Origin of the sequence: Variovorax davisae (assembly GCF_030316845.1) — a bacterium.
Lineage (GTDB): Bacteria > Pseudomonadota > Gammaproteobacteria > Burkholderiales > Burkholderiaceae_C > Variovorax > Variovorax davisae.
In genome coordinates this window covers 192,140-211,708 of sequence record NZ_JASZYS010000004.1, presented here as the reverse complement: position 1 = coordinate 211,708, position 19,569 = coordinate 192,140, and the positions used below count along the sequence as shown (strand labels likewise).

Below are 19,569 nucleotides of genomic sequence, written 5' to 3'. Positions count from 1 at the left end.
GACAATCGCCCCATGTTCCATATCGTTCTCGTCGAACCCGAGATTCCGCCGAACACCGGCAACGTGATCCGGCTGGCGGCCAACACCGGCTGCACCCTGCACCTGGTCGAACCGCTGGGCTTCTCGATGGATGACCGCCTGCTGCGCCGCGCCGGGCTGGACTACCACGAGTACGCGACCTTGCTCCGTCACGCCGACTGGCAAGCCCTGCTGGACAGCCAGAAGCCGCCGCCGGACCGGATGTTCGCGCTCACCACGCGCGGCACGCAGCGCGTGCACGACACCGCTTTCAGGCCCGGCGACTGGCTGGTGTTCGGGTCGGAGACCCGGGGCCTGGCGCCCGAGCTGCGCGAGAGTTTCGCCCCGCCGCAGCGGCTGCGGCTGCCGATGCGGGAGGGGCAGCGCAGCCTCAACCTGTCGAACGCGGTGGCCGTGACCGTGTTCGAGGCCTGGCGCCAGAACGGCTTCGGCTGAACTACTTGTACCGCCGGACGACGGACTCGGCGACGCAGGCCGGCTTGGGCGAGCCCTCGAGTTCGATCGTGGTTTCCCAGGTCATCTGCAGCCCGTCGTTGGGAATAGCCTCGGAGGCCAGCAGCTTCATGCGGCCGCGCACCCGGCCGCCGACCGGCACCGGCGTCATGAAGCGGACCCGGTTCAGCCCGTAGTTGACCCCCATGCGCGACTCGGCGACGTCGAACGCCGCTTCATAGAGACGCGGCAGCAGCGACAGGGTCAGGAAGCCGTGCGCGATCGGGCCGCCGAAGGGGCCGGCCTTGGCGCGCTCGACGTCGACGTGGATCCACTGGTGGTCGCCGGTCGCCTCGGCGAACTGGTCGACCTGCGCCTGGGTGATGGTGATCCAGTCGCTCACGGCGACTTCCTGGCCGACGCACGCGGCCAGGTCCTGGAGGGTCTGGAAGGTCTTTTTCATCGCTTCACTGTAGCGGCGCGCCGGCCCGGCCCCTGTCGACGCCGGGACATCGGGGCTCGGGGTAAACACCGGCTCAGCCCGGCTGCGCGGGCTCCCGGAGGTCCAGCCAGTCGATGACCGGCTGCCATTGCTCCAGGTCGCGCTGCACCCGCCCCGGCGCGATGTCGAACAGCGTCAGCCCGCGGGCCGCCAGCTGGACGTAGTTCTGGGTGTCGCGCAGCTCGCCCAGCACCGGCACGCCGAGGCCGGAGACGAACTCGCGCAGCCGGTCGGCGGCCAAGGTGCGGGCGTCGACCCGCATGCCCACCAAGGCGATCTGGGTCTTGCCCGCGTGGCGGTTGGCGAGCAGCTTGTCGAGGAAATCGCGCGTGGCGTAGATGTCGAAGATGCTCGGCTGCAGGGGCACCAGCACCTTGTCGGCCAGCGCCAGCGCCTCCTTGAAGCGCGATCCGTGCAGCCCGGCGGGGGTGTCGATGACCGCATGGGTGGTGCCGCGCGGCGGTCGCACCACGCTGCCGTCCTCGGACGCCTCCCAGCTGAGGATCGGCCGCGCCTGCGGCGGCCGCAGCCCGAGCCACAGCCGCGACGACTGCTGGCGGTCGATGTCGCCCAGCATCACCGCATGCCCGCGGCTGGCCATGTAGCCCGCGATGTTCGTGGCGAGGGTGGACTTTCCGACGCCGCCCTTGGGATTGGCGACCAGGACTACCGGCATGTTGGACTCCGACAGGCTGAACAAAGGCGCCATGGTAGCCGCGCGCGGGGCGCGCCGGAGTGCGCTAATGTTCGCGCCATGTCGACAAACACCCACAACAACAGTCCGGCGCGCATCTACGTGATAGCCGCCCACCCGCACTGGCGCGAATCGCGCGTCAACCGCCGCCTGCTGGAAGCCGCGCAGGCGACGCCCGGCGTCGACGTCAACGACCTCTACGACACCTACCCGGACTACGCGATCAACGTCAAGGCCGAGCAGGCCCGCCTGGCCCGGGCCGACCTGCTGGTGCTGCTGCACCCGATCCAGTGGTATTCGATGCCGGCGCTGCAGAAGCTCTGGATCGACGACGTGCTCGACTACGGCTGGGCCTACGGCACCGGCGGCCGGGCCCTGGAGGGCAAGGATTGCTGGCTGGTCGCGACCACCGGCGGCCCCGAGGGCAGCTACCACCCGCAAAGCTACAACCGCTATTTCTTCGACGCCTTCCTGCCGCCCTACGAGCAGACCGCGGCGCTGTGCGGCATGCGCTTCCTGCCGCCGCTGCTGTTCCACGGCGCCCGCAGCGCGCCAGCGGCCGAGGTCACGGCCCACGTCGAGGTCTTCAAGGAGCGGCTGCTGAGCTATCCGGACTGGCCGGAGCTCGAGGGGCTGGACGTCTGCGTCAGCTGCCCGGTGCCCGAGATCGACCGACCGACGGCCCAGGAGGAAAGCTGAGCATGGAGCACGCACCCGCCTGGCTCATCAATACGCTGATCTACCTCGGCGCCGCGGTGCTGGTGGTGCCGCTGTCGAAGGCCCTCGGGCTCGGCGCCATCATCGGCTACCTCGTGGCCGGCATCGCGATCGGGCCCTGGGGCCTGGGCCTGGTCACCAACGTCGAGGACATCCTGCATTTCGCCGAGTTCGGCGTCGTCCTGATGCTGTTCCTGGTCGGTCTCGAGCTCGAGCCCAAGCGGCTGTGGAGCCTGCGGCGGCCGATCTTCGGCTGGGGCTCGGCCCAGGTGCTGGCCTGCGCCGCGGTGCTGTTCCTGGTCGGCTGCGCCGCCGGCGCCGACTGGCGCGTGTCGCTGGTGGCGGCGCTCGGCCTGGCGCTGTCGTCGACCGCGATCGCGCTGCAGGTCTTCGCCGAGCGCAACCTGCTGCTGGCGCCCAGCGGCCAGGCCGGCTTCTCGATCCTGCTGTTCCAGGACGTGGCGGCGATCCCGATCCTGGCGCTGCTGCCGCTGCTGGCGGTCGGCTCGGCCGCCGCGCCGGACATGACCGGCTGGGAGCGCACCTTCGAGGGCCTGAAGATCGTCGGCGTGATCGCCGCCATCGTGGTCGGCGGCCGGCTGGCCTTGCGCCCCCTGCTGCGCTGGATCGCACGCAGCAACACGCCCGAGATCTTCACCGCCACCTCGCTGCTGCTGGTGGTGGCGATCGCCGCGCTGATGCAGTTCATCGGCCTGTCGATGGCGCTCGGCGCCTTCCTGGCCGGCGTGCTGCTGGCGGAGAGCGAATACCGGCGCGAGCTGGAGACCGACATCGAGCCCTTCAAGGGCCTCCTGCTCGGCCTGTTCTTCATCGCGGTCGGCATGAGCATCGACTTCGGCGTGCTGCTGGCGCATCCGGCGCTGATGGGGCTGGTGGTGGTCGCCTTCCTGGCAATCAAGTTCGTCGTCATCTACGCACTGGCCAAGGCGATGGAGGTGCCCTACCAGCAGCGGCCGGTGTTCACGCTGCTGCTGGCGCAGGGCGGCGAATTCGCCTTCGTGGTGTTCCAGGCCGCCGGGCCGAACGTGTTGCCGCCCGGCGTGGCCTCGTTCCTGATCGCCGCCGTGGCGCTCTCGATGCTGGTCTCGCCGCTGCTGCTGGTGGCGATCGACAAGTGGGTGCTGCCGCGCTATGGCGCCCACAAGCCGACGGGGTTGGAGGAGATCTCCGAGCAGCAGGACGCCAAGGTGGTGATCTGCGGCTTCGGGCGCTACGGCCAGATCATCGGCCGGCTGCTGACCGCGCAAAGCGTGAGCATCACGGTGCTCGACCACGACCCCGACACCATCGAGGCGCTGCGCGAATTCGGCATCCCGGTCTTCTACGGCGACGCGACGCGGCTCGACCTGCTGCGCACCGCGGGTGCCGGCACGGCCCGGGTGCTGGTGGTCGCGGTCGACGACATGGAGCAGTCGCTCAAGATCGTCGACCTGGCGCAGAAGCACTTCCCGCAGGCCAAGCTGGTGGTGCGGGCGCGCAATGTCACGCACTACTACCAGCTGCTCGACCGCAAGGTGGCGTTCATCGAGCGCGAGCTCTTCGAGTCGTCGCTGCGCAGCGCCCGCTCGGTGCTCGAGGCCATCGGCTGGCCGGCGCACGAGGCGCGCGAGGACGCGATGCGCTTCCGGCGCCGCAACATCGAGCTGATGCTCGAGACCTACCCGCACTACAAGGGCGACCGCGCCCAGTTGATCGCGGTGGCGAAGAAGGGCCGGCAGCAGTTCCAGGAGCAGATGGCGCGCGAGCGCGAGGAGCGGCGCCAGCGCAGCGGGGCCAACTGGGACCGCGACCGGGTCGAGGAAGAGCGCCTGCCCTGAACCCGGCGGCTACTGGTCGAGCTTGAGCAGCCGCACCGCGTTGCCCTTCAGGATGCCCGGCATCACCTCCGGCTTGAAACCGGCGTCCTCGAAGTCCTTGAGCCAGCGGTCGGGCGTGATCAGCGGGTAGTCGCTGGCGAACAGCACGCGGTCCTTCAACAGCGTGTTGGCGTACTGCACCAGCTGCTTCGGGAAGTACTTCGGGCTCCAGCCCGAAAGGTCGATCCAGACGTTCGGCTTGTGGGTGGCGACGCTGAGCGCCTCGTCCTGCCAGGGGAAGCTCGGGTGCGCCATCACGATCTGCATGTCGGGGAAGTCGATCGCGACGTCGTCCAGGTGCATCGGGTTGCTGTACTCCAGCCTGAGGCCGCCGCCGCAGCGCATGCCCGAGCCGATGCCGCTGTGGCCGGTGTGGAAGACGGCCGGCAGCGCGTATTCGGCGATCACCTCGTAGATCGGCCAGGCCATCTTGTCGTAGGGGTGATAGCCCTGCACCGTCGGGTGGAACTTGAAGCCCTTGACGCCGTATTCCTCGATCAGCCGGCGGGCCTCGCGCGCGCCCATCTTGCCCTTGTGCGGGTCGATGCTGGCGAAGGCGATCATGATGTCGGAGTTCTTTTGCGCGGCCTCGGCGATCTCCTCGTTCGGGATCCGGCGCCGGCCCATGTTCGACTCGGCATCGACCATGAACATGACCAGCCCGATCTTGCGCTCGCGGTAGTAGTCGATGCTTTCCTGGATGGTCGGGCGGCGGCCCGACTTGAAGTATTTGTCGGCGGCGCGGTCGTATTCCTCGCCGTAGTTGTCGAAGGGGTTCCAGCAACTCACCTCGGCATGCGTGTGAGTGTCGATCGCGATGAGGTTCCGATGGTCCATGACGGTGTCTCCAGTGCTAGGGTAAATCCTTAGGCCGCACCCTGATTCGCGGCTTGAATTGATTATTTTTCATAACCATAATCGATCGTACTCCGGAATGCAATCATGACCTCCAAAGACCTCCACCTCGACATCCAGGACGACATCGCCATCATCCGCCTCACGCGGGGCGCCAAGCGCAACGCGCTGTCCGACGGCCTGATCCTGGCACTGCGCGACGCCTTCGAAAAGCTGCCCTCCACGGTGCGTGCCGCGGTGATCGATGGCGAGGGCCCGCATTTCTGCGCCGGCCTCGACCTGTCGGAGCTCAAGGAACGCGACGCCGGCCAGGGGCTGCAGCATTCGCGCATGTGGCACGCGGCGCTCGAACTCGTGCAGCATGGCCCGGTGCCGGTGGTGGCGGCGCTGCACGGCGCGGTGGTCGGCGGCGGGCTCGAACTGGCCAGCGCCTGCCACATCCGCGTGGCCGACAGCACCACCTTCTACGCGCTGCCCGAAGGTTCGCGCGGCATCTTCGTCGGTGGCGGCGGCTCGGTGCGGATCCCCAAGCTGATCGGCGCCGCCCGCATGACCGACATGATGATGACCGGCCGGGTCTACAACGCCGAGGACGGCGAGCGCGCCGGCTTCGCCCAGTACCTGGTGGCCGAAGGCACGGCCTTCGACAAGGCGCTGGAACTGGCCAAGCGCGTGGCGACCAACGCGCCGCTGACCAACTACGCGCTGATGCACGCGCTGCCGCGCATCGCCGAGCAGCCGGCCGACCACGGCTTCTTCACCGAAGCGCTGATGGCCGGCATCGCTCAGGCCGCGCCCGACGCCAAGGAGCGCGTGCGCGCCTTCCTGGACGGCAAGGCGGCCAAGGTCCGGAAAAGCTGAGACACACCGAGGATTCCCCATGCAAGCCCCCCGTCCGACGACCCAGACGCCACGCTATCGGCCCGTGACCTTCGGCGTGCGCCGCGTCAACGTGCGCGAGGGCGCGGCGGGCGTGCGCTACCTCGAGGCGGCCGAACCGCTGCGGAGCTACGCCGAGCGCATCACCGACCGCTTCATGCACTGGGCCGAGACCGCGCCCGACCGCAGCTTCATGGCCCGCCGAGAGCAACTTCCCGACGGCAGCACCGGCGAGTGGCAGCACCTGAGCTACGCCCGCGCGCTGCAGGACGCACGCCGCATCGGCCAGGCGCTGCTCGACCGCGGGCTCGACGCCGAGCGGCCGGTCATGATCCTGAGCGAGAACAGCCTCGAACATGCCCAGTTGGCGCTCGCATGCATCTACGCCGGCGTTCCGTACTGCCCGGCCTCGCCCGCCTACTCGACCGTCAGCCAGGACTACGAAAAGCTGCGCCACATCGTCGACACGCTGACCCCGGGGCTGGTGTTCGCGAGCGACGCCGCGCGCTTCGGCCGCGCCATCGCCGCGGCGGTCCCGGCCGATGTCGAGGTGGTGCTGCAGCGCGGCCACGGCGCCGCAGGCGACCCGGGCACGGCCGCGCCGGAGCTGGCCGGCCGCGCCCTCACCCCCTTCGACAGCCTGCTGGCCACGCCCGCCACCCACGCGGTCGACGCCGCCATGGCGGCCACCGGGCCGGACACGATCACCAAGTTCCTGTTCACCTCGGGCTCGACCAAGATGCCCAAGGCGGTGGTCAACACCCAGCGCATGTGGTGCGCCAACCAGGTGCAGATCGCGCAGTCGATGCCGGCCCTCGCGGAGGAGCCGCCGGTGCTGGTCGACTGGCTGCCCTGGAACCACACCTTCGGCAGCAACCACAACGTCGGCATCACGATCTACCACGGCGGCACCCTCTACATCGACGACGGCAAGCCGACGCCGGCGGGCATGGCGGAGACGCTGCGCAACCTGCGCGAGATCGCGCCGACCGTCTACTTCAACGTGCCGACCGGCTTCGAGGCCATCGCCCAGGCCATGCAGACCGATGCGCAGCTGCGCCGGACCCTGCTGTCGCGCGTGCGCATGTTCTTCTACTCCGGCGCCGCGCTGGCGCAGCCGATCTGGGACCTGCTGCACCAGATCCAGGAGGCCGAGATCGGCGAGCGCATCGTGATGGCGACCGGCCTCGGCATGACCGAGTCGGGCCCCTCGGCGATGTTCATCAACAGCCCGGACGTGCGCGCCGGCGACGTCGGCGTGCCGACGCCGGGCATGACGCTCAAGCTGATCGACGTCGACGGCAAGGTCGAGGTGCGCTACCGCGGCCCCAACGTCACGCCGGGCTACTGGCGCTCGCCGGAAGCCACGCGCGAGGCCTTCGACGATGAAGGCTTCCTGTGCACCGGCGACGCCGTGCAATTCATCGACGACGCCGACATCCACCGCGGCCTGCGCTTCGACGGCCGCATCGCCGAGGACTTCAAGCTCGCCACCGGGACCTTCGTGAGCGTGGGCCCGCTGCGCGCGAAAATCAACACCGCCGGCGCCCCCTACGTGCACGATGCGGTGCTGACCGGCATCAACCTGAAGGAAGTCGGCGCGCTGATCTTCCCGACCCCGGCGATTCGGACGCTGGCCGGCCTGGCGCCCGACGCCCCCCTGCAGCAGGTGGTCGAGAGCGCGCCGGTGCAAGCCTGGCTGCAGCACCTGCTGGACACGCTGGCCGCCGCCAGCACCGGCAGCGCCAACCGCATCGCGCGCGCCCACATCGTGTCCGAGCCGCCCTCGATCGACAAGGGCGAAGTGACCGACAAGGGCTCGATCAACCAGCGCGCCGTGCTCAAGCACCGCGCGGCGCTGGCCGAGGCCCTGCACGACGGCACCCTGCCTTTCACTTTGAAGCCCCGTTGAACCGTCAGACCACAAGGAGACAAGCCATGAACATCCAGGGACAAGCCGCACTCGTGACCGGCGGCGCATCCGGCCTCGGCGAAGCCACGGCGCGCGAGCTCGCGCGCCTCGGCGCCAAGGTCGCGGTGCTCGACGTCAACGCCGGCCTGGCGGAGAAGGTCGCCGCCGACATCGGCGGCGTCGCCTGCGTCTGCGACATCACCGACACCGACAGCGTCAACGCCGCGCTCGACAAGGCCGAGGCCGCGCACGGTGCGGCCCGCATCCTCATGAACGTGGCCGGCATCGGCAGCGCCAAGCGGATCGTCGGCAAGGATGGCAGCGCCGCGCCGCTCGAGGACTTCGTGCGGGTGGTCAACATCAACCTGATCGGCGCCTACAACGTCAGCCGCCTCTATGCGGCGCGCTGCGCCAAACTGGATCCGAACGAAGGCGGCGAGCGCGGCGTGATGCTGTTCACCGCCTCGGTCGCGGCCTTCGACGGCCAGGTCGGCCAGCAGGCCTACAGCGCCTCGAAGGGCGGGCTGGTGGGCATGACGCTGCCGATGGCGCGCGACCTGGCGCAGCACGGCATCCGCGTCTGCACGATCGCGCCGGGGCTGTTCGCGACGCCGCTGCTGAAGACCCTGCCGGAGCCGATCCAGCAGTCGCTCGCCGCCTCGATCCCGTTCCCGCCGCGCCTGGGCGATCCGGCGGAGTTCGCCGCGCTGGCCTGCCACATCGTCACCAACGGCCACCTCAACGGCGAGGTGATCCGCCTCGACGGCGCTCTGCGCATGGCGCCGCGCTGAGCCACCCGCCACACCGTTTTTCCGTTCGCCCTTCCTGGAGACATCGCACCATGAACATCAAGAAAAGCATCCTCGCCGCCGCCCTGGCCGCCGGCCTCTTCGGCGCCGCCCATGCCGACCTCACGGTCGGCGTCGTGCTGCCGCTGACCGGCCCGGCCTCGGGCCTGGGCATCCCGGTCAAGAACCAGATCGCGCTGTGGCCCAAGAGCATCGCCGGCGAGAACCTCAAGGTCGTGGTGCTCGACGATGCCACCGACCCGACCACCGGCGTCAAGGACACGCAGCGCCTGGTGACCGAGGACAAGGTCGACGTCATCATCGGCTCGGCCGCGACGCCGGTCGCGATCCCGATGGCCGACGTGGCCGCGGAATCGGGCACGGTGCAGCTGGCCGCCTCGCCGGCCGGGCTGCCGCCCGGCAAGGACAAGTGGACCTTCCGGCTGCCGCAGTCCAACGACGTCATGGCCTACGCCGTGGTCCAGCACATGAAGTCGCAGAAGGTCAAGACCATCGGCTTCCTCGGCTACACCGACGCCTACGGCGAACTCTGGCTCAAGGCGCTAAGCGCCGAGGCCGAGAAGAACGGCATGAAGATCGCCGCCACCGAGCGCTTCGGCCGCGCCGACACCAGCGTCACCGCCCAGGTGCTCAAGCTCACCTCGGCCAACCCCGACGCGATCCTGATCGTCGCCTCCGGCAGCGGCGCCGGCATGCCGCAGAAGGCGGTGATGGAGCGCGGCTTCAAGGGCAAGGTCTACCAGACGCATGCCGCCGCCACGCAGGACCTGATGCGCACCGCCGGCAAGGATGCCGAAGGCACCTTCGTCGTCTCGGGCCCGGCCACCGTGGCCGAGCAGCTGCCCGACGCCCACCCGTCGAAGAAGGCGGCGGTCGACTTCGTGCAGCAGTACGAGAAGGCCTACGGCCCGGGCTCGCGCAACCAGTTCGCCGGCCATGGCGCCGATGCGCTCACCGTGCTCGAGAAGGCGGTGCCGATCGCGCTGAAGAAGGGCAAGCCCGGCACGCCGGAATTCCGTGCGGCGCTGCGCGATGCGATGGAGACCATGGGCCGCACGGTGCTCGCGCACGGCGTGCTCAACTGGACGCCCGACAACCACTGGGGCTACACCAACGAGACCGGCGTGATGCTGAAGGTCGTCGGTGGACAGTTCAAGGTCGAGCAGCCGCAGTAATCGCGCAACCAGCGCCGAAGCCCCGCCATGGATTTCTCAATCGCCAGCATCCTGACGCTGGACGGACTCACGAACGGGGCGATCTACGCGCTGTTGGGCATGGGTATCGTGCTCGTGTTCACGGTCACCCGCGTCATCTTCATTCCGCAGGGCGAGTTCGTCGCCTATGGCGCGCTGACGCTCGCCATCTTCCAGACCGGCAAGGTGCCCGGCACGGTCTGGTTGCTGCTGATCCTCGCGGCCGTCGCCGCACTCATGGAACTGGTGAGCACCTGGCGCCACCGCGGCCGGGCCGCCCCGGCCCTGGTGGCGGCCGCGCGCCAGTTCGTGCTGCCGGCCGTGGTCTGCGCCGTCTCGGCGTGGGCCGCACCGCGCAACCTGCCGCTGGCGGTCCAGGCCTTCCTCACGCTGTGCATCGTCACGGCCTTCGGGCCGCTGGTCTACCGCGTCGCCTACCAGTCGCTCGCCGGCGCCAGTTCGCTGGTGCTGCTGATCGTCTCGGTCGGCGTGCATTTCGCGATGACCGGGCTGGGCCTGCTGTTCTTCGGCGCCGAGGGTTTTCGCAACCCGTCGTTCTGGGACGACCGGTTCTCGGTCGGCCCGCTGAACGTCAACGGGCAGGCCGTGATCATCTTCCTCGCCTCTGCGGCGCTGATCGTGATGCTGTGGCTGTACTTCGAGCGCACCCTCTACGGCAAGGCCCTGCGGGCGACGGCCGTGAACCGGCTCGGTGCGCGGCTGATGGGCATCTCCACCCAGTCGGCGGGGCAGCTCACCTTCGCGATGGCGGCGCTGATCGGCGCCCTGTCGGGCCTCTTGATCGGCCCGACCACCACGATCTTCTACGACTCCGGCTTCCTGATCGGCCTCAAGGGCTTCGTTGCCGGCGTGATCGGCGGCCTCGCAAGCTATCCGGGCGCGCTGCTCGGCGCGCTGGCGGTCGGTGTGATCGAGTCCTTCGGCTCGTTCTGGGCCAGCTCGTTCAAGGAGGTGATCGTGTTCACCATCATCCTGCCGGTGCTGCTGTGGCGCTCGCTGACCAGCGCCCACTCGGACGAGGAGCACTGACATGGAAGCCACCTTGAATCCTCCGGCGGCCAAGCCGCCCGCGAAAAGCCGCCTGCGCACCTGGGGCCCGCTGGCGCTGGTGGCGGTGCTCATCGCCCTGCCGCTGCTGCCGCTGCCCAACTTCTGGATCATCCAGCTCAACTACATCGGCATCTACACGCTGCCGGTGCTGGGGCTGGTGCTGCTCACCGGCGTCGGCGGGCTCACCTCCTTCGGCCAGGCGGCCTTCGTGGGCATCGGCGCCTACACCACCGCCTACCTGAGCGTGAACTTCGGCCTCTCGCCCTGGCTCACCCTCTTCGTCGGCCTGGCGCTGACCGGCCTCAGCGCCGCGGTCATCGGCGGCATCACGCTGCGCATGTCGGGCCACTACCTGCCGCTCGCCACCATCGCCTGGGCGCTGGCGCTCTACTACCTGATGGGCAACCTCGAGGCGCTGGGCAAGTACGACGGCATCCTGGGCGTCAAGGGGCTTACGCTGTTCGGCCTCGAAGTCGGCCAGCAGCGGATGTTCTACGCAGTGGTCTGGACCTTCTCGCTGGTCGCCTGCTTCGCGGTGATCCGCCTGCTCGATTCGCGCAGCGGCCGGGCCATCCGGTCGCTGGCGGGCGGCTCGCAGATGGCCGAGGCGATGGGCGTGAACACGCTGCGCTTCAAGGTCGGCATCTTCGTGCTGGCGGCGCTGCTGGCGTCGCTGTCGGGCTGGCTGTTCGCCCATTTCCAGCGCACCGTGAACCCCTCGCCCTTCGGCCTCAAGATGGGCATCGAGTACCTCTTCATGGCGGTGCTCGGGGGCGCGGCCCATGTGTGGGGCGCGATCGCCGGCGCCGGCGTGGTCAAGCTGCTCGAAGACCAGCTGCAGGTGCTGCTGCCCAAGCTGATCGGCACCAGCGGCAGCTACGAGCTGATCGTCTTCGGCATCCTGATCGTGCTGGTGCTCAAGTACTTGCCCGACGGCCTCTGGGACTTCATCGACCGCCGGCTGCCGCGCCCCCAACGCCCGGTCGACTGGCGCGATGCGCCCGAGCTGCCGGCGCGCGCCAAGCCGGCCGCCGGCGAGGTGGTGCTCGACGTGCAGGCGATCCGCAAGACCTTCGGCGGCCTGGTGGCGGTCAACGACATCAGCTTCCAGACCCGGGCCGGCCAGGTGGTCGGCCTGATCGGGCCCAACGGCGCCGGCAAGTCGACCACCTTCAACCTGGTCACCGGCGTGCTGGGCCTGAGCGGCGGCGCCGTGCGCTTTCGCGGCGAGGCGATCGGCGGGCTGTCCTCGCGCGCCATCGCCGAGCGCGGCGTCTCGCGCACCTTCCAGCACGTGAAGATGGTGCCCGACATGACGGTGCTCGAGAACGTCGCGCTCGGCGCCCACCTGCGCGGGCGCAAGGGTGCGATCGCGGCCATGCTCCACACCGACCGCGCCGAGGAGCGCGAGCTGCTGCGCGAGGCCGAGCGCCAGCTGCAGCGCGTGGGCATGGGCGACTGGATGCACGAGCTGGCCGGCAACCTGGCGATGGGCCAGCAGCGGCTGCTGGAGATCGCGCGCGCCCTGTGCGCCGACCCGGCCCTCCTGCTGCTCGACGAGCCGGCCGCCGGCCTGCGCCACAAGGAGAAGCAGGCGCTGGCCGACGTGCTGCGCAGCCTGCGCGCATCGGGCATGAGCATCCTGCTGGTCGAACACGACATGGACCTGGTGATGGACATCTGCGACCACATCGTGGTGATGGAATTCGGCACCCACCTGATGGAGGGCACGCCGGCCGAGGTGCAGCAAAGCCCGAAGGTGCGCGCCGCCTACCTGGGTACGGAACACTGACATGAGCACCCCCCTCCTCCGAATCCACGACTTGCGCGCCGGCTACGGCCGCGCCGAAGTCCTGCACGGCATCGACCTGCAGGCGGGCGAAGGCAGCGTCGTGACCGTGATCGGCCCCAACGGCGCCGGCAAGTCGACCCTGCTCAATGCGTTGATGGGCGTGCTGCCCGCCAAGGGCGGCATCGAGTTCCGCGGCCAGCCGATCGGCGGCCTGTCGCTCGAGGAGCGCGTGATGCTCGGCATCGCGCTGGTGCCCGAGAAGCGCGAGCTGTTCGCCACCATGCCGGTCGAGGACAACCTGGTGCTCGGCGCGTTCCGGCAGGTGCGGCTGCGCAACCGCGAATGGCGCGACCAGATCGAGCAGGTCTACACGCTCTTCCCGCGCCTGAAGGAACGCCGGGCGCAACTGGCCGGTACGCTGTCGGGCGGCGAGCGCCAGATGCTGGCGGTCGGCCGGGCGCTGATGTCGCGGCCCACGCTGCTGATGCTCGACGAGCCCAGCCTCGGGCTCGCGCCCCTGGTGGTGCAGGAAATCTTCCGCACCGTGAGCGCGCTGCGCGCCACCGGCGTGACGATCCTGCTGGTCGAGCAGAATGCGCGCGCGGCGCTCGAAGTCGCCGACCACGGCTACGTGCTCGAGATGGGCAGCGTCAGTGCCGAGGGCGAGGCCCGCCAGCTGGCCGGCGATTCGCGCGTGATCGACACCTACCTGGGCGCGGCCCGGGCCTGAACGACCGGCCAAAGCAGGAGACACGATGAAGACCAACGCACGCAGCCATCTCCAACTCGGGGCCGTGGCGCTGGCCGGCGCGGCCCTGCTCGCCGCCTGCGCCGGTGGCGGCCGGGCGGTGCCGACCGCACCGATGGCCGCAGCCCGGCCCGGCACGCTGCTGTCGTGCAGCGCGCTCGCGGCCAGCGCGGCGCCGCCAGGCACGCTGTACACCCAGGCTGTGGCGGTGCCCGCCGGCACGGTCGCGCTGGGCAACGCCAGCGTGCCGGTGCCGGCCCACTGCCTGGTCCAGGGCCGCATGAATGAGCGCATCGGCCCGGTCGACGGCAAGCGCTACGCGATCGGCTTCGAGATGCGGCTGCCGGTGGCCTGGAACGGCCGCTTCTTCTACCAGGCCAACGGCGGCCTCGACGGCGTGGTGGTGCCGGCGGTCGGCGGCATCGGCGGCGGTGCGCCGGTGAGCAACGCGCTGCAGATGGGCTTCGCCGTCATCAGCTCCGATGCCGGCCATCCCGGCGCGCTCGGCCCCGCCTTCGGCCTCGATCCGCAGGCGCGGCTCGACTACGGCTACAACGCGGTCGCGCAGCTCACGCCGATGGCCAGGAACCTGATCGTCCAGGCCTATGGCCGCGGCCCCGACAGGTCCTATTTCGGCGGCTGCTCCAACGGCGGCCGGCACGCGATGGTGGCCGCCGCACGCGCGTCCAGCCAGTACGACGGCATCCTCGCCGGCGACCCCGGCTACAACCTGCCGCGCGCCGCGGTGGCGCAGCTCTATGGCGCCCAGCAGTACGCCAAGGTGGCGACCGCGACCACGCCCGCCGGCCTGCCGGACCTTCAAAGCGCCTTCACGCCGGCCGAACTGAAGCTGGTGTCCGACCGCGTGCTGGCGCGCTGCGATGCGCTCGACGGCCTGGCCGACGGCATCGTTTCCGACGTCAAGGCCTGCCAGGCGAACTTCGACCTGCAGCGCGACGTGCCGAGCTGCACCGGCGGGCGCGACGGCCAGTGCCTGACGGCGGCGCAGAAGAGCGCGCTCGCCAACGTGTTCACGGGCGCGCGCAACAGCGCGGGCAAGCCGATCTACAGCAGCTTCCCCTTCGACGCCGGGATCGGCGGCAGCAACTGGCGCGAATGGAAATTCTCGAGCTCCCAGACCCGGGACCCGGGCGCCGTGGGCTTCATCTTCACCTCGCCGCCGCTGGCCATGCGGCCGGGCGGGCTGGCCTTCGCGCTCGGCTTCGACATGGACCGGGATGCGCCGCTGATCGACGCCACCGACCCGGTCTACCGCGAATCCGCGATGGCCTTCATGTCGCCGCCCGACGCCGCGAAGCTGACCGCCCTGCGCGACCGCGGCGGCAAGCTGATCGTCTACCACGGCACCAGCGACCCGGTGTTCTCGTCCGACGACACCGCCGCCTGGTACCAGCGGCTGCAGGCGACCCATGGCGGCGATGCCGCGGCCTTCGCCCGCTACTTCCCGGTCCCGGGCATGAACCATTGCGCCGGCGGCCCGGCCACCGACCAGTTCGACATGCTGAGCGCGCTGGTCGACTGGGTCGAGCAGGGCCGGGCGCCCGAGTCCGTCGTGGCGAGTGCGCGCGGCCCCGGCACGGCGAGCGTCAACCCCGAAGTGCCGGCCAGCTGGTCGGCGCGCCGCACGCGGCCGCTGTGCCCCTACCCCCAGGTCGCGGTCTACACCGGCGGCGACACCGAATCCGCGGCCAGCTTCGCCTGCCGCGTGCCTTGAGACAGCCCCGATGACGACCTACCGCCCCCGCCCCGACGACGTCCGCGTCCTGCTGAACACGGTGCTCGACGCGCCCGCGCGCCTGAGCGCCCTGGCGCCGTTCGCGGAGGTCGACGAGGCGCTGCAGGCCCAGGTGCTCGACGAGGCCGGCAAGTTCGTGGCCGAGGTGATCGCGCCACCGAACCGCGACGGCGACGAGATCGGCTGCCGCCTCGTCGATGGCGAGGTGCGCACGCCGCCGGGCTTCCGCGCGGCTTACCGGGCCTTCGTCGACGGCGGCTGGCCGGCCCTGTCGGCGGCGCCCGAGGATGGCGGCCAGGGCCTGCCCGCGGTGCTCGAGGCGGTCCTCTACGAATGGCTCAGCGCCGCCAACCACGGGCTCACGATGGCGCCGGGGCTGCTGCATGGCGCCTACGAATGCATCCGGCACCACGGCAGCGACGAACTCAAGCGGCAGTACCTGTCGAAGATCGCCACCGGCGAGTGGCTGGCCACCATGTGCCTGACCGAAGCCCACGCCGGCAGCGACCTGGGCCAGGTGCGCACGCGCGCCACGGCCCAGGCCGACGGCAGCTTTCGCGTCGCCGGCGGCAAGATCTTCATCTCGGGCGGCGAGCACGACCTCACGGACAACATCGTCCACCTGGTGCTGTGCCGCCTGCCCGACGCACCGGCCGGCCCCAAGGGGCTGTCGCTGGTGCTGGTGCCCAAGCGGCTGCCCGACGGTACGCGCAATGCCGTGCTCTGCGAGCGCATCGAAGAAAAGATGGGCCTGCACGGCAGCCCGACCTGCGTGATGCGCTTCGACGACGCCACCGGCTGGCTGATCGGCGAGCCGAACCGCGGACTGGCGGCCATGTTCGTGATGATGAACGCGGCCCGGCTGCACGTCGCGCTGCAGGGCCTGGGCCTGCTCGACGCCGCCTGGCAGAAGGCCGACGCCTATGCCCACGAACGGCGCCAGATGCGCGCGCCCGGCCCGGCACCCGGCGGCGAGGCGGCCGACCTGGTGGCCGAGCATCCGGCGATCCGCCGCATCCTCGACACCCAGCGCGCCTGGGTCGACGGTGGCCGGCTGATCGCCTACCGCACCGCGGTCCAGCTCGACGTGGCGCGCCACGACGCCGACCCCAAGGTGCGCGAGCGCGCGCAGCGCTGGTGCGCGCTGGTCACGCCGGTGCTCAAGGCGGCCTGCACGCAGCAGGCCTTCCACGGGGCCAGCGAATGCCTGCAGGTCTTCGGCGGCCATGGCTACGTGCGCGAATGGGGCATCGAGCAGGTGGTGCGCGATGCGCGCGTGACCATGATCTACGAGGGCACCAACGAGATCCAGGCGATCGACCTGCTGGTGCGCAAGGTGCTGCCCGACGGCGGCGCCGGCATGTCGGCGCTGCTGGTCGAGGTGCGCGACGAACTCGACGCCGCGCGCGACATCGACGCCGACGTCCAGCGCCGCCTGGCGCAGCTGCGCTACCTCACGACCACGCTGGCGATGGCCGCGGCGGCCGAGCCGGCGCTGCCCTACGAGGTGGCCGACGACTACCTGCGCGTGGTGATGATCGCGCTGCTGGCCTGGGCCTGGGCCCGCATCGGCCGCGAAGCGCCCCAGGACGCCCGCTGGGCGGCGCCCGAGGCGGCCTTCCGCCGCTGGGTGCTGCCGGAGTTCGAGATGCGGCTGGGCATCGTCAAGCGGGCCTGCGAGGCCGTCACCGCGCAGCGCGCGCCGGCCTGATCGGCAGGACGCGGGCCGCCAAGCCGGTTACGCTTGCGGCATGGCAGTTTCGCGCAAGAAATCCCCCTCCGCCACGCACGGCCCGGCGCCGCGCCCCGATCGCCTCGACACCCGCGTGCTGGAGACCTTCGTCGGCTACAACGCGCGCCGCGCCTGGCTGATCGTCACCGAGGTGTTCGCGGAACGCATGGCGCCCTACGGGCTCAAGCAGGTCGATTTTTCGGTGCTGTCGCTGCTGGCGCACAACCCGGGCGCCACCTCGCGCCAGTTGTGCTCGACGCTCGACATCCTGCCACCCAACCTGGTGAGCCTGATCGCCTCGATGGACAGCCGCGGCCTGATCGAACGCCGGCCCCATCCGCACGACGGCCGTGCGATCGGCCTGCACCTGACGCCGGCCGGCGAACAACTGGTGCGCGAGGCCGAGCAGACCGTGATGCAGCTCGAGGCCGACACCAGCGCCCGCCTCACGCAGCGCGAGCGCGAGACGCTGATCAGGCTGCTGCAGAAGATCTATCACTAGGGCGGCTGGGAAATCCGCCGCGGGTCACCAGAATTTCCACCAGGGCGCCGAGGCGCGCGAAGCCTCGGGCACCAGGATCTGCAGGCCCGAATCGCCGATCCGGCGGCGCTGCTCGGCTTCCAGGGCCCGGGCCATGCGGTGCGCCAGCTGGTCGCCCTGCATCGCGCGCACGCGCCACTCGGTCGCGAGGCTCTGGAGCTCCTCGTCCTGCAGGGTGCCGGGGGCGGTCGACGGTTCGGACATGCCGAAATTCTGCCCATCGCGCGCAGCCTCGGCAATCGTAGAGCTTTGCCTTACATCAGCCCAGGAAGCCATCCCAGCTGAGCTTGAGGCCGGTCAGCAGCATGCCCAGGTAGACGAAGCGGTAGAACCAGACCGCATCGATGCGGCGCGCGATGCGGATGCCCACCCACACGCCCAGGGGCGCGATCGGCAGCAGCACCAGCGAAGTCGCCATGTTGCGCCAGTCGAGCAGCCCCAGCCAGGCATAGGGCACCCATTTGCTCAGGTTCACGACGAAGAAGAAGTAGGCCATCGTCGCCGTGTAGACCACCGGCGAGAGCCGCAGCGGAATCACGTAGGCGTTGACCGGCGGCCCGCCGGCATGGGCGATGAAGCTGGTGAAGCCGCTGATGGTGCCGAGCAGCGCGCCGCCCAGCTTCGAGGGCATGGGATCGTCCGGTCGCGGCGGGAACAGCAGGCGCTGGGCCAGGAACAGCAGCGTGAAGACGCCGACGATGCCCGCCACCGTGTGCGCCGGCAGCGCCTTGAAGAGCAGGGCCCCGATCACGGTGCCCACCAGCCCGCACGGAATGAGGAAGCGCAGCAGCCGCGGGTCGAAGTCGCGCCGGAAGGCGGCCAGCCCCAGCAGGTCCATGAGCAGCAGCACCGGCATCAGGATGGCGGCGGCCTGCGGGACGGTGACCACCAGCGCCATGAAGGGGACGGCGAGGGATCCGAAGCCGGCGCCGAAGCCGCTCTTGCTGACGCCGAGCAGCAGCACGGCGGGAACGGCGACCGCATAGAAGTGCGGGTCGGTGATGATCGGGAGATTCAAGACGAGGGAGGAAAAGTCGGGGGCGTGAGCGCTACATTGTCCACGCAAGCTCCCGACGCCCGCCATGAAGATCCTCGACGCCGACCAGACCCGCCGCCACCTCGACTTCGAAGGCCTGGTGCCGGCGCTGCGCGAAGCCTTCGCGCGCGAGGCGACGGTGCCGCCGCGCCACGTCCATGCGGTCGCCGCCGGCGGCGACCGCGGCACCGTGCTGATCATGCCGGCCTGGAGCGAGGCCGGCTTCCTCGGCATCAAGACGATCAACATCTTTCCGGGCAACGGCGCGCGCGGCCTGCCCGGGCTGCACGCGACCTACGTGCTCTACGACGCCCACACGGGCGTGCCGCTGGCGCAGCTCGACGGCAACGAGATCACCGCCCACCGGACCGCCGCCGCCTCGGCGCTGGGCGCGGCCTTTCTGGCCCGCGAGGAGGCTTCGCGGCTGCTGGTGCTGGGCACCGGCCGGGTGGCGCGCCTGCTGCCCGCGGCCCATGCGAGCGTGCGGCCGATCCGCGAAATCCGGGTGTGGAACCACCGGCCCGAAGGCGCGCAGGCCCTCGCCGCCGAATGGCGTCAGGCGGGCTGGGACGCGCAGCCCGTCGACGATCTCGCGGCGGCCGTGGCAGCCGCCAACATCGTCAGCTGCGCGACGCTCGCCACCGCGCCGCTGGTGCGCGGGGAATGGCTGGCGCCAGGCAGCCACCTGGACCTGATCGGCAGCTTCACGCCAGCGATGAAAGAGGCCGATGCGGCCTGCTTTGCCGATGCCCGCGTCTACGTCGACACCGACGAGGCGCCGACCAAGGCCGGCGACCTGCTCGATGCCATCGCCGCCGGCGCAGTGTCGCTGTCGACGATCCAGGGCACGCTGGCCCAGCTGTGCCGGGGGGAGCGGCAGGGACGCCGCTCGGCCGCCGAGCGCACGGTCTTCAAGGCCGTCGGCAGCGCGCTCGAAGACCTGGCGGCCGCGACCCTGGTCTGGCAGGGGCAGGGCCGGTGAAC

The 19,569-nt window shown here is 70.4% G+C and carries 19 protein-coding genes; 14 read left to right on the top strand and 5 right to left on the bottom strand.

Translation table 11 applies throughout. From position 1 onward, the window contains the following. Nucleotides 1–12 precede the first annotated feature (12 nt). Nucleotides 13–474, top strand: a complete 462-nt coding sequence (locus QTI33_RS11370; RefSeq protein ID WP_286506031.1) for a tRNA (cytidine(34)-2'-O)-methyltransferase — start codon at nt 13–15, stop codon at nt 472–474. Nucleotide 475: 1 nt separating this feature from the next. Here the strand turns inward: QTI33_RS11370 and QTI33_RS11365 are convergent, their stop codons facing one another. Further along, the gene (locus QTI33_RS11365; RefSeq protein ID WP_286506030.1) at nt 476–934 is read right to left on the bottom strand and encodes a MaoC family dehydratase; all 459 of its coding nucleotides are present in this window, start codon (nt 932–934) and stop codon (nt 476–478) included. 73 nt (nt 935–1,007) lie between these two features. Beyond that, nucleotides 1,008–1,649: a ParA family protein gene (locus QTI33_RS11360; protein ID WP_286506029.1), complete on the bottom strand. Its 642-nt coding sequence runs from the start codon at nt 1,647–1,649 to the stop codon at nt 1,008–1,010. Between the two features lie 78 nt (nt 1,650–1,727). Between QTI33_RS11360 and kefF the strand changes: the two genes are divergently transcribed. Together kefF and kefC are read left to right on the top strand one after the other, a co-directional pair. Continuing rightward, nucleotides 1,728–2,366 carry a glutathione-regulated potassium-efflux system oxidoreductase KefF gene (gene kefF / locus QTI33_RS11355; protein WP_286506028.1) on the top strand — a complete coding sequence of 213 codons (639 nt, stop codon included), beginning with the start codon at nt 1,728–1,730 and terminating at the stop codon, nt 2,364–2,366. Between the two features lie 2 nt (nt 2,367–2,368). Continuing rightward, a complete protein-coding gene (gene kefC, locus QTI33_RS11350) occupies nt 2,369–4,222 on the top strand; it encodes a glutathione-regulated potassium-efflux system protein KefC (protein WP_286506027.1) in 1,854 nt (617 codons plus the stop codon). Nucleotides 4,223–4,231: 9 nt separating this feature from the next. Here kefC and QTI33_RS11345 read toward each other — a convergent pair whose 3' ends face one another. Further along, a complete protein-coding gene (locus QTI33_RS11345; protein ID WP_286506026.1) occupies nt 4,232–5,098 on the bottom strand; it encodes an amidohydrolase family protein in 867 nt (288 codons plus the stop codon). 105 nt (nt 5,099–5,203) lie between these two features. Between QTI33_RS11345 and QTI33_RS11340 the strand changes: the two genes are divergently transcribed. From QTI33_RS11340 to QTI33_RS11295, 10 genes are read left to right on the top strand one after another with little or no spacing between them, the layout of a single operon-like run. Continuing rightward, on the top strand, nt 5,204–5,977 hold the full coding sequence (locus QTI33_RS11340) for a crotonase/enoyl-CoA hydratase family protein (protein WP_286506025.1): 774 nt from the start codon (nt 5,204–5,206) through the stop codon (nt 5,975–5,977). Nucleotides 5,978–5,996: 19 nt separating this feature from the next. Continuing rightward, nucleotides 5,997–7,907 (top strand): feruloyl-CoA synthase, encoded by a 1,911-nt coding sequence (locus tag QTI33_RS11335; RefSeq protein ID WP_286506023.1) that lies wholly within the window; start codon nt 5,997–5,999, stop codon nt 7,905–7,907. Nucleotides 7,908–7,933: 26 nt separating this feature from the next. Continuing rightward, nucleotides 7,934–8,698, top strand: a complete 765-nt coding sequence (locus tag QTI33_RS11330; RefSeq protein ID WP_286506022.1) for an SDR family NAD(P)-dependent oxidoreductase — start codon at nt 7,934–7,936, stop codon at nt 8,696–8,698. 50 nt (nt 8,699–8,748) lie between these two features. Continuing rightward, complete coding sequence (locus QTI33_RS11325; RefSeq protein WP_286506021.1) at nt 8,749–9,891, top strand: ABC transporter substrate-binding protein; 1,143 nt, start codon at nt 8,749–8,751, stop codon at nt 9,889–9,891. A gap of 27 nt (nt 9,892–9,918) precedes the next feature. Next, entirely contained in the window at nt 9,919–10,959 is a 1,041-nt protein-coding gene (locus tag QTI33_RS11320; protein ID WP_286506019.1) for a branched-chain amino acid ABC transporter permease, read from the top strand. A 1-nt stretch (nt 10,960) separates the two neighbouring features. Beyond that, nucleotides 10,961–12,772 (top strand): branched-chain amino acid ABC transporter ATP-binding protein/permease, encoded by a 1,812-nt coding sequence (locus tag QTI33_RS11315; RefSeq protein ID WP_286506018.1) that lies wholly within the window; start codon nt 10,961–10,963, stop codon nt 12,770–12,772. Nucleotide 12,773: 1 nt separating this feature from the next. Next, the gene (locus tag QTI33_RS11310) at nt 12,774–13,502 is read left to right on the top strand and encodes an ABC transporter ATP-binding protein (protein WP_286506017.1); all 729 of its coding nucleotides are present in this window, start codon (nt 12,774–12,776) and stop codon (nt 13,500–13,502) included. 25 nt (nt 13,503–13,527) lie between these two features. Then, complete coding sequence (locus QTI33_RS11305) at nt 13,528–15,255, top strand: tannase/feruloyl esterase family alpha/beta hydrolase (protein WP_286506016.1); 1,728 nt, start codon at nt 13,528–13,530, stop codon at nt 15,253–15,255. Nucleotides 15,256–15,265: 10 nt separating this feature from the next. Further along, entirely contained in the window at nt 15,266–16,987 is a 1,722-nt protein-coding gene (locus QTI33_RS11300; protein ID WP_286506015.1) for an acyl-CoA dehydrogenase family protein, read from the top strand. Between the two features lie 40 nt (nt 16,988–17,027). Then, entirely contained in the window at nt 17,028–17,510 is a 483-nt protein-coding gene (locus tag QTI33_RS11295) for a MarR family winged helix-turn-helix transcriptional regulator (RefSeq protein ID WP_286506014.1), read from the top strand. A 24-nt stretch (nt 17,511–17,534) separates the two neighbouring features. Here the strand turns inward: QTI33_RS11295 and QTI33_RS11290 are convergent, their stop codons facing one another. Together QTI33_RS11290 and QTI33_RS11285 are read right to left on the bottom strand one after the other, a co-directional pair. After that, on the bottom strand, nt 17,535–17,753 hold the full coding sequence (locus QTI33_RS11290) for a hypothetical protein (RefSeq protein WP_286506013.1): 219 nt from the start codon (nt 17,751–17,753) through the stop codon (nt 17,535–17,537). Between the two features lie 55 nt (nt 17,754–17,808). Further along, the gene (locus QTI33_RS11285) at nt 17,809–18,567 is read right to left on the bottom strand and encodes a sulfite exporter TauE/SafE family protein (protein WP_286506012.1); all 759 of its coding nucleotides are present in this window, start codon (nt 18,565–18,567) and stop codon (nt 17,809–17,811) included. 64 nt (nt 18,568–18,631) lie between these two features. Between QTI33_RS11285 and lhpI the strand changes: the two genes are divergently transcribed. Beyond that, nucleotides 18,632–19,567 carry a bifunctional Delta(1)-pyrroline-2-carboxylate/Delta(1)-piperideine-2-carboxylate reductase gene (lhpI, locus tag QTI33_RS11280; RefSeq protein WP_286506010.1) on the top strand — a complete coding sequence of 312 codons (936 nt, stop codon included), beginning with the start codon at nt 18,632–18,634 and terminating at the stop codon, nt 19,565–19,567. Nucleotides 19,568–19,569: the final 2 nt, after the last annotated feature.